The following is a 15,015-nucleotide window of genomic DNA, read 5'->3' on the forward strand; positions in this document are numbered from 1 at the left end:
GGGCAGCAGCGTTAGCGGGATAAAGGTTTTAAAGTTTTAAATTGGATGGTTATGAAAATTTTAATTTGTAATGATGACGGTTATTTATCAGATGGGATCGCTTTACTGGCACAGGTAGCATCTAAATTTGCTGAAATAAGAGTTGTTGCTCCGGAAAGTGATCAGAGCGGCGTAAGCAATTCATTTACTCTGAACCGGCCTCTGTCGATTAAAAAAGCCGCAAACGGATTTTATTATGTTAATGGCACACCAACCGACTGTATCCATGTAGCTATGCATACCATGACTGACTTTAAACCTGATTTGGTTTTGTCCGGTATTAATCATGGTGCCAATATGGGTGATGATGTGCTGTATTCCGGTACAGTGGCTGCGGCTACTGAAGCCTTTCTGATGGGTATACCCGCACTGGCATTTTCAATTAATGATCGCAGCGGTGAGTATTGGGCAACGGCTGAAAAAGCCGTCATGACTATTCTGGAAAAAGTATGTGTACAGCCCCCGGCTGAACCAGTTTTATGGAATGTTAATATTCCGGCTGTAAAAGCAGAATCAGTGCAGGGCTATCGTGTGGCTAAACTGGGGCGCCGACACCATGACCAGTGTATCGTGCCGTATAGCAGTCCTCGCGGCGAAACCCTATATTGGATTGGTGGCGTAGGTGCCGCTGATACTCGCTGGCAGGAAACTGATTTTAGTGATAACGAAGCAGGTTTTATTACCATTACGCCATTATCGCTGGACTTAACTAATTATCAGCAAATGGGTGCAGTCAGTACATTTTTACACGACATACAATGGTGACAGAAGTGGGACAGGGCGTAAGCTGGACCGGATATGAATTCCGGCGTGCACGAATGGTAGAACGGCTGAAACAGATGGGTATTACCCGTGCTGAAGTATTGTCTGCTATGTCTGCTGTGCCCCGGCATGTATTCGTTGAAGAGGCTTTGCGCTCTCATGCTTATGATGATATGTCTCTGCCGCTGGGTTTAGGGCAAACTATTTCCCAGCCATATACGGTCGCAGTCATGACGCAGTTATTGTTTGCCAGACGGCCAATACAAAATAATCTGCGGATACTGGAAATCGGTACCGGTTGCGGTTATCAGACAGCTATTTTACAGGCACTGGGTTTACGTGAAATTTACTCAATAGAGCGTTTGCGTCCGTTACATGAGCGTGCCAAACAGAATTTACGTGCAGTACGTTTACTGGCTCATGCACGGCTGGTCTGTGGAGATGGTTATCTGGGTTTGCCGCAGGAAGCACCTTTTGATGGCATTATACTGACAGCTGCGCCGAAAGAGGTGCCTTTGCCTTTATTACAGCAACTTTCAATTGGTGGGCGTATGGTTTTACCTCTGGATGAAGGCGGGGTGCAGTTTTTATGGGTAATCGACAAAACTGCTGAAGGTTTTCAGGAAACCTGTGTGCAACAGACTTTATTTGTACCATTGGTAAATGATAATTAAACCAAAAGCATTCTGTCATTTGATTTTTGCCGGTTTACATAGCCACTTGAATCCAGGCATAGATACAATGCCTGTCAAACTGACTGATCCCCTTTACTGTCAGAAGAGCCTGAAAGAGTAAACGGGATCACAGTATCAAATAACTGAACACCATTAAATGTATAAAAATAGCTAACGTTATGAAATAACGAATAAATAATATAGGTTATGACCAAACCGGTTGCTACTGTGCATTGCCTGATGAAAAACTCAGTAAATAGCGTAAAATAATCTTGTCTTAATATTTTTTAATGAAAAAAATAATGATAGCAAAGAGTTATTGCTAAACAATACAGAAAAAGCTGGAAAAATTCTTTGGCTCCTTCCGGCTTAATCTGAATAGTACTGATTCACTATGTTATATAAAGTGATTTGGCTGTCAGAAACAGGTAAATCACAGTAATCTGGGAAAATAACTATGAAAGTAGCAGTATTCGTTGAACCTGGAAAAGTAGCTATACGGGAAATGGAAAAGCCGGTTATTCAGAAACCTACTGATGCCATTATTCGCATTGTTCGTGCCTGTGTTTGCGGTTCTGATTTATGGTGGTATCGCGGAATCAGTACCTGTGAGCCGGAACGAATTGTCGGCCATGAAGCTATTGGTGTTGTTGAAGCTACCGGCAGTGCAGTAACTCATGTCCGTAATGGTGATTTTGTTATTGTACCGTTTACGCATGGTTGTGGTCATTGTGCTGCCTGTAAGGCAGGTTTTGACGGTAATTGTCAGAATAAAGAAGATGAGCGCAACGGCGGGTATCAGGGTGAATATCTGCGCTTTACTAATGCAAACTGGGCTTTGGTGAAAATTCCTGGTCAGCCGCAGGATTATTCAGATGCTGTTTTGAATTCGTTACTTACCTTGGCCGATGTTATGGCTACCGGTTATCATGCTGCTGCCAGTGCTGAAGTAAAGCCGGGAGATACGGTAGTGGTGATGGGCGATGGAGCGGTTGGGCTGTGCGGAGTCATCGCGGCGAAACTGCGCGGCGCTGAACGAATTATTGCAATGAGCCGCCATCCTGACCGAGCAAAACTGGCAGAGGAGTTCGGAGCAACTGATATTGTGCCTGAGCGTGGCGATGAAGCGGTAGAAAAAGTGTTGTCGCTTACCCGGCAGGCTGGTGCTGATGCAGTATTGGAATGTGTGGGAACTCAGCAATCACTGCAAACAGCAGTTGCAGTAGCCCGTCCCGGAGCAATTGTTGGTTGTGTTGGTATACAGCATGACACAGAAATTAAAACTAGCGATGTTTTCTGGCGGAATATTGGATTACGCGGCGGTATTGCCAGTGTCACCACTTATGATAAAAATTTATTACTGCAAGCTGTGTTAAATGAAGAAATTCAGCCGGGGAAAGTATTTACCCATCGGTTTGATTTAACCGATATTCAGGCTGCCTATCAGGCTATGGATCAGCGTCAGGCAATTAAATCATTAGTTATTGTCAGCCATGAATAATAGATAACTCTCGCAGCTTAACAAGCTGCGAGAGTTATCTGTATGAACGGCAACGCTTATTCTATCTATCTGATCAGAAAATTCCCTTCATACCTTCCGGTGTATAGCGTTCACCCTGAATATTGATATGATTTTTCAGCTCGTTCAATGTCTGAATATCTGCTGTATCCAGTTTTAACTGGCAAGCCTGATTATTTTCATTCAGGTATTTTTCACTTTTGGTTCCCGGTATCGGTACAATATGTTCCCATTGAGCGAGCAGCCAGGCCAGTGCGATTTGACCCATAGTGCAATTATATTTAACAGTCATGGGTTCTAATGCCTGAAGCAAACGTTTGTTATGTTCCAGATTATCATCTTGAAAACGTGGGTTGGTACGGCGGAAATCATTTTCAGCCAATTCATTTTTATTCTGAATTTTACCGGTCAGAAAACCGCGCCCGAGAGGTGAGTAGGGTACAAGACCGATATTCAATTCTTTTAGTAATGGCAGCACTGAATCATCTTCTATATGACGTGTCCACAGAGAATATTCTGTTTGCACCACATCAACCGGATGAACTGCATGGGCACGCTGCAAAACAGGGGCAGAAACTTCACATAAACCGACATGGGCTATTTTCCCTGCCTGTACCAGTTCTGCCAGAGTCTGCATCGTATCTTCAATTGCAGCATTAGGATCTAAACGATGAATATAAAATAAATCGATCTGTTCAATGCCGAGTCTGGCCAGAGAGTCATCGCAGCATTGTTTAATATATTCAGGGTGGTTATTAATGCTGCGGTTATAGCCGGAAGTATTGTTTCTATCAATACCGCATTTGGTTGCGATAGTAAGTTGTGCCCGTACTGAAGCAGGCAGAGTTTTCAATACTGCACCGATCAGTTTTTCGTTTTCACCCCGACCATACATATCTGCTGTGTCAATCAGCGTAACACCGCTATCAATAACTTTGTGCATCATTGTGCGGGCATGTGCTGTATCCATATCACCATAAAATTCGCTCAGACCCATTGCTCCATAGCCCATTGCAGATACGGTAATGTTTTGTCCAAGTTTTCGTTGTGGTAAAGAATGGCTCATTATTTTCTATCCTCAGATTAGTTATATCTGAAACGCTTAATCAAATAATGCTTTTATTCGACTGCGGTCAGATAATTGTTAATTACTGATAGTGATAGTAAATAATTAACCTTGCTAAGAGAAATATAAAATCATTGATATAAAAAATATATCAATGATTTGAATTTCACAACCTTCCGGAAATATACATGTCACAATTGGGTATCAACTGTATTATGGTGCTTAAAATACTCAATAATAGTTTGTATCACAGTATTTTCAGCCTGCTGATGCCAGAGCAGATGTATATCGATTGATAGTTGCTGTTCATATTCAGTAGTTAATTTTTTATATACCACTCCCGGGATATGTGCCTGTGCCATAGAAGCCGGAAGTAATAACATGCCTCTGCCCATGGCAATTTCCATCAGCATGGTTAAAAAATTAGGTAATTTCGGTTGTAAAACCAGAGAAGCGGTTAAGTTGCTGATGACTTTTTGCAGTTGATCATACAATCCCGGATTTTGGTAACGTTTACACCAGTACAGAGGTAAGTCTATTACTGTATTTAAATCTATTTCATCCCGTGAACAGGCAGGGTGGTTTTCAGGTAAGGCCAGTACCAGTTTTTCCTGATAAACTAATAAACTATTTGCCTGATCATTATTCTTTTTATAATCTGAAATAATAACCAGATCAATATTACTTTTATTAAATTCAGCCAATAGCTCTTTTGAAGAGTAGTCCTGCTGCAAAAGATCGATGTTTGGCTGGAATTTATTAATAAATTCGCTGAATAGCGGAATAAAATTAAAACCCAGAATTTTAGTTATGCCAACAGTTATTCTGTCTGTTGAATAATTATTAACATTGGTTATGGCCAGAGATAAGCCTTCCAGCCAGTTTCTGGCTTTGTCTCTGAATTGTCTTCCCTGTTCTGTAAGCATTACATAGCGGGTATTACGTACTAATAAAGTAGTTTGCAGCTTTTCTTCCAGCTCTTTGATTTGCATCGATAACGGAGGCTGACTAATACCCAGTCTGCTGGCAGCCTTGCGAAAATTGCCTTCTTCACATACTGCCAGAAAATATTGCAATTGTCGGACTGTTGGCAGATGCCGGCTGTAAATGGCTGAGTTATCGAGATTATGTTCTGTCTGAGCAGGTAATTGATTATACATATTTCCCCTAATTCATTGTTGTGCATCCGTTCGTAATTAAACAGTATAAGCGCAATATTTTCGTCAATCAGACTGGAAAAGCACATCATGCGAATGTTTAATGGAAATGATTTAAAAAAATCAAATCTAAAATTAAATTATCTGCAGGTAATTATTGATATCGTCGGGAATCATAACAGAAAAGATATAGTTAATGTTAGTATGAAAGTTAACGAGAAAATATTAATTAAATCTATAGAAACTAATAATGAGAGAAATAATACCAAATAATCTGGTGTAACAATCGTATGGAAAACTAAATATATGGTTTAGAGATATCGGCTAAGCTGATTATCAATTATGCATTGGCTGGATCAGCAGAAAACAGATATTGTTGAAAATAAGTTGTGTCAGTTTCACTTATGAATTCGTTTAGCTATTTTATTTAATGGCAGAATCCCAAAGATTGTCTGCATATCTGTATTTAAGTGTTTATGTATGATGTCAAAGAAAATCTTTTTTTCACCGTTGGTGTTTACTTTGATTATTGAATTATTTGACTAATCTGTTATATACATAAGCTCTGCGCTACCAAAGGCAATTGCTATCGGAGCATTGAGCTTGTAGGTGATCATCTTATTTCATAACGAGTTTCCTTATTAATAAATTCCTGTATTTTTATTATTTATGATTATTGTTAATAAGTTGAATACCAACTAACGCTAAGATTAGATTTAACGTTGATAACAGAACACAAATGGCTATTACTCCATTCCAGGTCATGTTTTGATAAACTATACCTAATAGATAAGTGCCAATACTGCCTCCTGCCAAACACGAGAGTAAATATAAAGACGAAATCGCACCGCGCGAATTAATTGGCACAATTTTATTAAGCATGGCTATAACTAATGGCTGAATGCCAAATACAAATAAAAACAAAGCAAAAATCCCGAATCCGATAATATATATTGCTGAGCTATAACCAATAGTCACAACCGATATACATACAGCTAGCAAACAGATGATTAAGAGAGACCGTTCTTTGATAATCTGTGATAATTTACCAGTAATTATGGTGCCAATAACCGCACTTAGACCGGTAAAATTAAGCCAGCCTAAAGTTGTTGCAGACAAATAAAAAGGTGAACTTTTCAAATAAAAAGTAAGTAATGAAGATAATCCTAAATAAACAAAAAATAGCAAAAAGCCGACTAATAAAAAAATAACTACCGTTTTATCAAGTAATAATTTAATTGCCGCTAGATAAGTACCCCGTACACTATTAGTTGAAGGTTGAATTATTGAGCGTTTTATACCGTAAGGGACAAAAAGACATGTTGCAGTTATCAAACCTGCATAAATAATAAATGCAACTTGCCAGGACCAAAGATCGGTCAGCATTGCGACTATACTTCGACTAAAAATCATGCCCACAATAGAAGCTGAAATCATCATTCCCATTGCTTGTGGTAACTTATGGTTAGGCGTGTTTTTAGCTGTATAAGCGAATAATGCCGCAGGAACAGCAGCGGCAAAAAAACCGATTAATGACATGGTGACCAAATACAACGTAAAAGAATCAACAATCACCGATAAAAATAAACAACAAACAGTTCCAATACTACCGACCAAAACTAACAACTTTGTCGAAACTTTGTCCGAAAGCGGACCATAAATAAAAAAAGAAATGGCATAAAAAAAGCAAGATAAGCTGAATACATTTCTCGCTGCTAAAATATCAATATGATAGCTTTGAGAGATCTCTTGAAAAATAAGTTGGCTGATATAAACCGACCCGACTAACAGCATGATTAATAATGCTGATAACATTAAATTCGGTTTTGTCTGTACAAAATTTTCTTTAGACTTTGCTTCCATGAACAAAATCCTGATTAGCGAGTGATTGAGTTCAAGACAGGTTAACTAACAAAATAAGAATTGAGAAATATATAATTTGTTATACGAAATTCGTATTGTAGAAAAACAAGATAAACCAATGCAAAAAGCAAAGACCTCAATCATACTAATCTGATTGAGGTTGATAAATTGCAAAATAGCATAAAGGTCAGACTGAAAATGTCAGTTAAATTACTGAATTATTAAATAATATTTTGAAGCCTGACCTTTAAAATTTTAGTGTTAACAGTTAATTGGATAATGAAATATCACGCCGTCTGAATATCAATGTGGCTATCAGGAAAAAAATCAATGCATAAACAATATTGGCTGCCAAGATAATAAAAAATTCACTCTGGACAGACTGATCAACTGTTTTAGAAATTAACTCAATCAAATAGCTGTTTACATTTAATGGGCTTAATTTGTATATCCATCCGTCTTCAGGTAAATCAAGGTAGTAAAAGTTGATTATTCTCCACAGACCACTAGCAAAGAAATAATACACAATACAGCTACCGGTTATGAGTGCACTGCTGTTAAATACAGAAGAAAGCATCAGAGCAAAAGCAGTAAAAAATATTGTAATGGCTAATATGAATATGCCGTGTATTCCAGTGTACTTTAATATGATGCTAATTTCCGGCATTTGGTGAATTGTCAGTATATGTAATAATAGGGAAATGATTACAGATATAATCAGAAACACAGGCATTAATATAGTAATCGCTGCAAGTTTAGCCAGTAATATTTTGTAGCGCTGATAAGGACGGGTCAGAATAAATTTAACTGTTCCTTTGGATATTTCAGAACTTAGAATATTAGATGCATAAATAATAGAGATAAAATTAATAAATTTGTAACAAATAGTGATACTAAATAAAAAGACGCGGTCACTATCATCTTTAGAAATTGGATGTGATGTATGAGTTATAGTGCTGAAATAAATAATTAATATCAATAATAATATTATGGGTATGATAATGATATTTCGGTTTTTTTTAAGGTATTTACGCCATTCATTAATTAGTAATTTCATTTGTTGGCCTTTTGTTGATTATCGTTTTTTATGCTTTGCAGAAAAGAATTTTCCAGAGAGTAATGAGTCAGCTTCAAACCAATTAAGGGAATATCATGTTGAACAAGAAGTCTGGCAATTTCTGCACGCGGATCGTGGTCAGTTGAATCAGTTGCAATTTCAAGATTATTGAGCTGACGGGTAACCTGATACCCGTTGTTTAGCAAAATTTTTTCTGCCGGTGCTAAATCTCCGTCTACTTCGATATGAATAATGTTATTGGATTTACCCAGAAAATCACTCATTGTTCCCGCATAGACCTGTCTGCCCTGATTAACGATAAAAATATCATTAACAATTTCCTGAAGCTCAGAAAGCAGATGGCTGGAAATAATAATACTGTTTCCATGCTGGACAAAATTTTTCATCAATGTACGAAAATCTTTCATTCCTTCCGGATCAAGACCATTCATGGGTTCATCCAGAATTAATACTTTAGGCTGATGAATAGTTGCGTTTGCGACGCCTAATCTTTGGCGCATACCCAGAGAATAGCCTTTGACTTTTTGGTGTTCTGCACCTTTAAGCCCGGTTCTGGTTAATGTTTGCATTAAATCATCTTTACTGATTGACTTACGGCTCATATCAGCAAAGATTTGCAGATTATTAAAACCGGACATGTAATTATAAAATTCCGGATTTTCAATGATGGTACCAAGATTAAAAGCTGCTTTTTCAAAGTCTTTTTGTATATTGTGCCCACAGATTTTAATATCTCCGGAAGTGGGAAACATCAGACCTGTGAGTATTTTCAGCATAGTGGTTTTGCCGGCACCATTGGGGCCTAAAAAGCCCATAATCCGACCGGGTGCAATCTTGAAAGAAATGTTATCCAGAATCTTCCTGTTTTTAATCTTTTTGCTAACATTTTTAACTTCAATGAGATAATTGATTTTTCCCACTCTAAACCTTTCTTGTTCAGGGAGTTAAATTTATTGATTTTGTCGATGTTATATGAGTAAAGCAATACCTGTCTTTATGGTATACGGAATTTTTATTTTCCTTATTTATAATAATGTATTATACATAATTTAACAATATTAAAATGTCTGGTTTATTGGTGGTTTATTCAGCTGGACATGCTGAATATAAGTTGAGTGTTGCTTTTGAATCTTTTTTATATAATGAATCAGATAAATAGCTAAGCAGAAAAAAATCTGACTGAAATAATTTTTGCTGTAATCGAAATTATCTACCAGAAAAATTCTGGAATGATGTATAAATGGTCTGATTAAAGGATATCTGTTCTATAAGGATTATGTATTTGAATATTCAAGTTTGCCGTAATAGGTTGTCTGAAAAATGTTTGTATATAATGAATAATAAAAAAAGCACAGCTTATGCTGTGCTTTTTTTATTTTATTTGGCGCGGCGGACGGGGCTCGAACCCGCGACCCCCGGCGTGACAGGCCGGTACTCTAACCAACTGAGCTACCACCGCGCAAGTTTTATGCAACGCATAAAACAGAAAACTGGTGGGTGATGACGGAGTCGAACCGCCGACATTCTGCTTGTAAGGCAGACGCTCTACCAACTGAGCTAATCACCCCTGCTTGGGAAAGACGCTATTAAACCAGATATGCTGTTCGCTGGCAAGTACTAGTGATGAAAAAATTAGTTCGTTCCCTGTAGTGACCAGTTTTCAAAAAGAATTACTTTGTCTCTGGGGCCGAGTACAACCAGAGTATCTGCATTTTTAAAACGGAATTCAGAGTCAAATTTGCGTAATTGATGAGCATTGCGGCGTACTGAGAGCAGTTTTACTTTCAATTTGTCCAGCGGAAGGTCGTCTACACTTTTACCTACCAGAAAAGCATCTGGCGGCAGAGTGAAAGCCTGACGGAAATAATGGATATTCTCATCAGAGACGGTGTCATCGCTGCCGGCAAATAAACCTTCAAGTGCCTGATAACGATTTTGACGAATACGCTGCATGATTTGATAGACTTCATCAAACGGTTTGCCTGAGCTTAATAATGCCTGACTAGCGAGTGTAAGGCTGGATTCTTTCTCATCAGAAACGATATCGTCTGCACCCATATTGGTTAGCACAGGAATGTTGTCGTCGTTGGTAACGCGCACGATTACCGGCATGGTAGGGGCAATCAGCATAATATTATTGAGAATATGCTTGGCCTCTGTCATGTTGTTGATGGTAATCAGTACGGTATTGGCACGTTTTAATCCGGCTGCCTGTAATACTTCCTGCCGTTTGGCATCACCGAAGGTGACTGGTTCTCCGGCAGCTTTGGCTGTGGCAACCCGCTCAGCATCCAGATCAATGGCATAGTAGGGTGTCTCCTCCTGTTGCAGGATGCGGGCAATGCTCTGACCGCAGCGGCCGAAACCGATAATGAGGATATGGTCAGATTTGCTCATGGTATCTACCAGTATGCTCTGTAAATCAACTGCCTGTTCGTCCCAGCTGCGTTTAACCAGCAGTTTGTTGATTTTATCTGCACTTCGCATAATAAAGGGCGCCAGTATCATGGAAAGCAGAATGGCGGCAATGGCTGCCTGTTGCAGCTCAAGAGAAATGAGTTTTAATGCGCCGCTAATGGCCAGCATAACAAAGCCGAATTCACCGCCCTGAGCGAGATACAAAGCTGTTTTAATGCTGTCGCCGGTATTTTCTTTCATGTAGCGGCTAATGCCAAATAGTACCGCTGCTTTCAGAATAACCAGCAGTGCTCCCAGTATCAGTATCATTAACCAGCTTGATTGTAAAACTTGTATATTCAGTTTCATGCCGATGGTAATGAAGAAGAAGCCGAGCAGAATGTCCCGGAAGGGGCGAATGTCATCTTCTACCTGATAGCGGTATTCGGTTTCTGATATCAGCATACCGGCAACAAAGGCGCCCAGTGCCAGTGACAGACCGGCCAGCTGAGTAAGATAAGCAACCCCCAGAGTGACCAGCAAAACGTTAATCATGAAGAGTTCGCTGGATTTGGTGCGGGCAATCAGACGGAACCACATAGGCATGATTTTACTGCCGACCACCAGCAGCAGACCTAAGGCAAGTGCCATGGTAAGCAGGGCTTTGCCCATTTGCAGGATCAGACCGTCACTGCTGTGAGCCAGAGCAGGTAATAAAATCATCAATGGAACGACGGCAATATCCTGCATCAGCAGTACGCCCATAATCATGTGGCCGTAATGCTGTCCCAGTTCGTTTTTTTCTACCATAATGCGGCTGACAATAGCCGTAGAAGACATAGTCATGGCTGCGGCAAGGGTAAACGCCCATGTCAGCTGAATACGCATAGCTGCAAACAGGATAAAAAGTATCAACAGGGTAAGTGCGACCTGTAATCCGCCTAAACCAAGCACCAGCCTGCGCATGGCTTTAAGTTTGCCGATGGAAAACTCAAGCCCGATGCTGAACATAAGAAAAGTAATGCCGATTTCTCCGATAAATTCGGTGGCATGACTCTGATTAATTAAATGCAGCCAGCCAGGACCGGCTATGAAGCCAACTACCAGGTAGCCTAGCATGGCGGGAATGTGTAAACGTCGGCAGATGATAGAGGCCAAAACGGCCACCAAAAGAATCATCACGACAGGGCCAAGAGAAATATGCATAATATATTGATTTTATTTAATTAAAATTTTATTATCATATTTTAACATAGATGTTTTGGCTTGTGCGGACTTATACCTTATAAAGATACATTTTTTAACAGATTATTGTAAGAAATTGCGCAATTGTTTAAGTGCTGTCCATGCATTGGCTTTTAAATGGCTTTGACGCAATAATCGTGCAGGGTGGGGCGATATTACGTAAGGAATATTGTGCAGATTCTGTGCCAGTATTGTCTGGTCGAGCTGGCTGAATATCTGCCCGAGCAGCAGAATAGCCTGAGGCCGGATATGTTCGATCTGAGCACTCAGATAAGGCAAACAGGCTTGCAGATGCTCATCAGTAATACGCAGGCTGACATTAGGCGCACACTTCACCTGACTGGTAAAAAAAACTTCTTCAGCAGTAATATTGATGGCTGCCAGCATATTGCTGAGCAATTTGCCGACTTCTCCGCTGAAAAGCTGCCTGCTGCTGTCGTCCGGCGGTGCAGGATTAGAGCTGATAACCAGAAGCCGTGCATTGCTTGCACCATACCCCGGCAGTGGGGTGCAGCGCTCCTGATGCAAATTGCAGCGGGTGCATGCGGTCAGTGTTGCTGGAATGGATTCGAAGCTGATATTTAATTTATCATGTGTGGTAATGTGACTGACTTTGCTAGTGTTATCTTCTTTGGTAATCTGTGTTACAGATTCAGTTGCCGGCTGATTGATAATTTGCCGAAGTGCGTCACGATGCCGGTTGGCTGGCTGAGTTGCAGTAATATCAGCCGGTGACGTCTGGTGAGAAGTTCTCACTGGTTGTATACGGACAGAATTGTCCGGAGCAGAACGTGCAACAGGCCGGGTATCGTTTTTTACTGGCGTATTTGTTTCTGTAATCTCGGAAGGTATCAGATAAGCAGTTTGTGATAACCACATGGGGCCGAGACCCAGCGCTTCGTGCAGATAAAGATAGCGGCTGTCTAGCATGGTTTTTCCATTAATACAGCATCATCACCATTCTGGTAATAATTTTTACGTATGCCACAGGATACAAAACCATTGTTTGTATACAGTTGCAGTGCACCGGAATTGCCGGCACGCACTTCAAGCAATATCCGGCTCAGATGCTGTTGCTTTGCATGCTGGAATAAATGTTCCAGTAATTGTTGTGCATAACCCTGCCGTCTGAAATCAGGCTGGGTGTCAAGCAAATGAATTTCGGCTTCCTCTGGCAGTTTTTGCCAGACCAGCATGCTGACAATTCCATGCACAGGCAGGTCGATTACCCATACAGGCTGTGGCGCATAAACCGTATTGGCCAGTTGTGTTGCTGACCATGGCGCCGGATTACACTGTTGTTCAAGCTCATGTAAAGCGGCGACATCAGCGAGAGTGGCGGCACGGATATTCATGCTATCTGACTCGCAGTTCGTCTGGCAGCCTGTTCGGCAGCTGTCAGAGCAATTTTATTGCGGACATAATGCAGGCTGGCATGAGCAGCATCAGTTGCTTTGTAACGACCGGATAAGGCCAGTTGCACATACTCCTGAGCTCCGGGCATAAGATTCTGCCCTGATACGGGTAAATTGATATTCAGCCCGTAAGCATTACCGATACCTGTAGCCTGATGCTGACCGGCCGGCAGACAGATGCTTTCGGCAGTACCCACCAGATAATCACTCAGACGTTTATGATTATGGGTGTCATACCATGCATAGAATAGTTCGTTCATACGTGCGTCTGTTGCGGCCAGTACGCAAGGCTGATCCGGTGCAAGAGCAGCTACAGCATCCAGACAGGGAATGCCAATCAGTGGCAGACTGAATGGCAATGCTAAACCAGTAGCTACACCTAGACCAATGCGTAATCCGGTGAAAGCACCGGGGCCTTGTGCGTAAATGATGGCATCCAGCTGAGACAGTATCAGTCCGGATTCTGCCAGTAACTGCTGTATACGCGGTAATATCAGTTCAGACTGTTTTGCACCGGCTGCTTCGCAGATGCTGTCAGTATGTCCGTTGTGATGCAGTCCCAGTGACAGATAACTGGTGCTGGTATCGATTACAAGCAGACGTGAATCATTGCTAATCATGATGTGTTAATGTATTCGGATAAATTGAATTATACCGTTTTATGCCTTTATTTTTTAGGTTAAATATTGTGCCAGAGTAAAGTTATAGGTAAGGGTAATAAATGCTATTTTTGGGTAATTTTTTGATAAATAATTGTTTATATTCTAGATTTAGTGATTAATTATCACGGCTGGTTTGTACTTTTTCGGGTGTGATGTTAAGTTATATTAGCTGTGCCGGCTGTGAAATTGAATTAAGAATGGAAGTTGTTTGTGGATGAGTTGTATGTAGGGCGTTTTGCCCCCAGCCCTACCGGTTTGTTGCATATTGGTTCGCTGCTTACTGCGGTAGCTTCTTATCTGGATGCGCGCAGCCGGCAGGGACGCTGGCTTGTGCGGATGGAAGATCTGGATCCGCCACGTGAAATGCCGGGTGCGGCAGCAGCTATTTTATCTGCACTGGAAGCTTTTGAACTGCACTGGGATGGTGAAGTTGTTTATCAGAGCAAGCGTCATCACCTTTATGCTGCGGCTTTGGCGCAGTTAAAGGCGCAAGGAATGGTATATCCATGCTTTTGCAGCCGGAAAACGATACAGGCTGAAGCACAGGGCATGGGTGTGGATGGTTTTATTTATGGCGGGCATTGTTCATCTTTGAATGCAGATAAGTCTGTCTGTTCAGAGAAAATGCCGGCATGGCGTTTGCGGACTGATGCAGATATAACCGGTTTTTCGGATGCAATACAAGGTTATAAGCAACAGTGTCTATCCAGAGATGTGGGCGATTTTGTTTTGTTGCGGGCAGATGGTTTCTGGGCTTATCAACTGGCGGTCGTAGTTGATGATGCGGATCAGGGAATCAATCATGTAGTACGCGGTCAGGATTTGTTATTATCTACTCCCCGTCAGATTTATTTACAGCAGTTACTGGGTTTTGCACAGCCGGCTTATGCTCATTTACCATTGCTGACTAATACGCTGGGACAAAAATGGTCAAAACAGACGCAGGCACCTGCATTAGATTTGCGCCGGCGTGAAACTTTACTGCGGCAGGTTCTCACTTATCTCGGGCAGCCGCAGGCACCAGAAGTGGATAGTCTGTCCGATTTGCTGAGCTGGGCGGTGCAGCACTGGCAGCTTAAGCGTGTTTCACCACAGGCAATTGCAACAAATTAATGCTGATAGAAAGTTTTAGACAACG

Annotated in this window: 13 protein-coding genes and 2 tRNA genes; 4 read left to right on the top strand and 11 right to left on the bottom strand. The window is 41.0% G+C overall.

Features of this window, described 5'->3' with window-relative positions; translation table 11 throughout:
- The first annotated feature begins 51 nt into the window (after positions 1-51).
- The 3 genes from surE to H3V01_RS01270 all read left to right on the top strand — a co-directional run bounded on the left by surE (position 52) and on the right by H3V01_RS01270 (position 2,976).
- The gene (gene surE, locus H3V01_RS01260) at positions 52-804 is read left to right on the top strand and encodes a 5'/3'-nucleotidase SurE (RefSeq protein ID WP_037393579.1); all 753 of its coding nucleotides are present in this window, start codon (positions 52-54) and stop codon (positions 802-804) included.
- Complete coding sequence (locus H3V01_RS01265; RefSeq protein WP_037393534.1) at positions 798-1,475, top strand: protein-L-isoaspartate(D-aspartate) O-methyltransferase; 678 nt, start codon at positions 798-800, stop codon at positions 1,473-1,475. The genes surE and H3V01_RS01265 overlap by 7 nt, the downstream gene beginning before the upstream one ends.
- A 457-nt stretch (positions 1,476-1,932) precedes the next feature.
- Positions 1,933-2,976, top strand: coding sequence for a zinc-dependent alcohol dehydrogenase family protein (locus tag H3V01_RS01270; protein ID WP_198185769.1), 1,044 nt, complete (start codon positions 1,933-1,935; stop codon positions 2,974-2,976).
- Between the two features lie 73 nt (positions 2,977-3,049).
- On the opposite strand, the gene H3V01_RS01275 is transcribed toward H3V01_RS01270, so the two are convergent.
- The 11 genes from H3V01_RS01275 to tsaB all read right to left on the bottom strand — a co-directional run bounded on the left by H3V01_RS01275 (position 3,050) and on the right by tsaB (position 13,835).
- Positions 3,050-4,060 carry an aldo/keto reductase gene (locus H3V01_RS01275; protein WP_078475075.1) on the bottom strand — a complete coding sequence of 337 codons (1,011 nt, stop codon included), beginning with the start codon at positions 4,058-4,060 and terminating at the stop codon, positions 3,050-3,052.
- 191 nt (positions 4,061-4,251) lie between these two features.
- Complete coding sequence (locus tag H3V01_RS01280) at positions 4,252-5,220, bottom strand: LysR family transcriptional regulator (protein WP_198185770.1); 969 nt, start codon at positions 5,218-5,220, stop codon at positions 4,252-4,254.
- Between the two features lie 660 nt (positions 5,221-5,880).
- The gene (locus H3V01_RS01285) at positions 5,881-7,080 is read right to left on the bottom strand and encodes an MFS transporter (RefSeq protein WP_198185771.1); all 1,200 of its coding nucleotides are present in this window, start codon (positions 7,078-7,080) and stop codon (positions 5,881-5,883) included.
- A gap of 268 nt (positions 7,081-7,348) precedes the next feature.
- The gene (locus H3V01_RS11220; protein WP_025330263.1) at positions 7,349-8,137 is read right to left on the bottom strand and encodes an ABC transporter permease subunit; all 789 of its coding nucleotides are present in this window, start codon (positions 8,135-8,137) and stop codon (positions 7,349-7,351) included.
- A complete protein-coding gene (locus tag H3V01_RS01295) occupies positions 8,134-9,078 on the bottom strand; it encodes an ABC transporter ATP-binding protein (RefSeq protein ID WP_198185772.1) in 945 nt (314 codons plus the stop codon). The genes H3V01_RS11220 and H3V01_RS01295 overlap by 4 nt, the downstream gene beginning before the upstream one ends.
- A gap of 462 nt (positions 9,079-9,540) precedes the next feature.
- Positions 9,541-9,617: transfer RNA gene (locus H3V01_RS01300), tRNA-Asp, on the bottom strand.
- A gap of 32 nt (positions 9,618-9,649) precedes the next feature.
- Positions 9,650-9,725 (bottom strand) — tRNA-Val (locus H3V01_RS01305).
- A gap of 65 nt (positions 9,726-9,790) precedes the next feature.
- On the bottom strand, positions 9,791-11,764 hold the full coding sequence (locus H3V01_RS01310; protein WP_179300377.1) for a monovalent cation:proton antiporter family protein: 1,974 nt from the start codon (positions 11,762-11,764) through the stop codon (positions 9,791-9,793).
- 99 nt (positions 11,765-11,863) lie between these two features.
- Positions 11,864-12,730 carry a uracil-DNA glycosylase gene (locus H3V01_RS01315; protein WP_198185773.1) on the bottom strand — a complete coding sequence of 289 codons (867 nt, stop codon included), beginning with the start codon at positions 12,728-12,730 and terminating at the stop codon, positions 11,864-11,866.
- Positions 12,724-13,155, bottom strand: coding sequence for a ribosomal protein S18-alanine N-acetyltransferase (rimI, locus tag H3V01_RS01320; protein WP_198185774.1), 432 nt, complete (start codon positions 13,153-13,155; stop codon positions 12,724-12,726). Before rimI ends, H3V01_RS01315 begins: the two co-directional genes overlap by 7 nt.
- Positions 13,152-13,835, bottom strand: a complete 684-nt coding sequence (gene tsaB, locus H3V01_RS01325) for a tRNA (adenosine(37)-N6)-threonylcarbamoyltransferase complex dimerization subunit type 1 TsaB (RefSeq protein ID WP_025330268.1) — start codon at positions 13,833-13,835, stop codon at positions 13,152-13,154. The genes rimI and tsaB overlap by 4 nt, the downstream gene beginning before the upstream one ends.
- A gap of 261 nt (positions 13,836-14,096) precedes the next feature.
- On the opposite strand from tsaB, the gene gluQRS reads away from it, so the two are divergent.
- A complete protein-coding gene (gluQRS, locus tag H3V01_RS01330; protein WP_198186412.1) occupies positions 14,097-14,990 on the top strand; it encodes a tRNA glutamyl-Q(34) synthetase GluQRS in 894 nt (297 codons plus the stop codon).
- Positions 14,991-15,015: the final 25 nt, after the last annotated feature.

The sequence above is a fragment of the Snodgrassella sp. M0351 genome, from assembly GCF_016100575.1.
Taxonomy (GTDB): domain Bacteria; phylum Pseudomonadota; class Gammaproteobacteria; order Burkholderiales; family Neisseriaceae; genus Snodgrassella; species Snodgrassella alvi.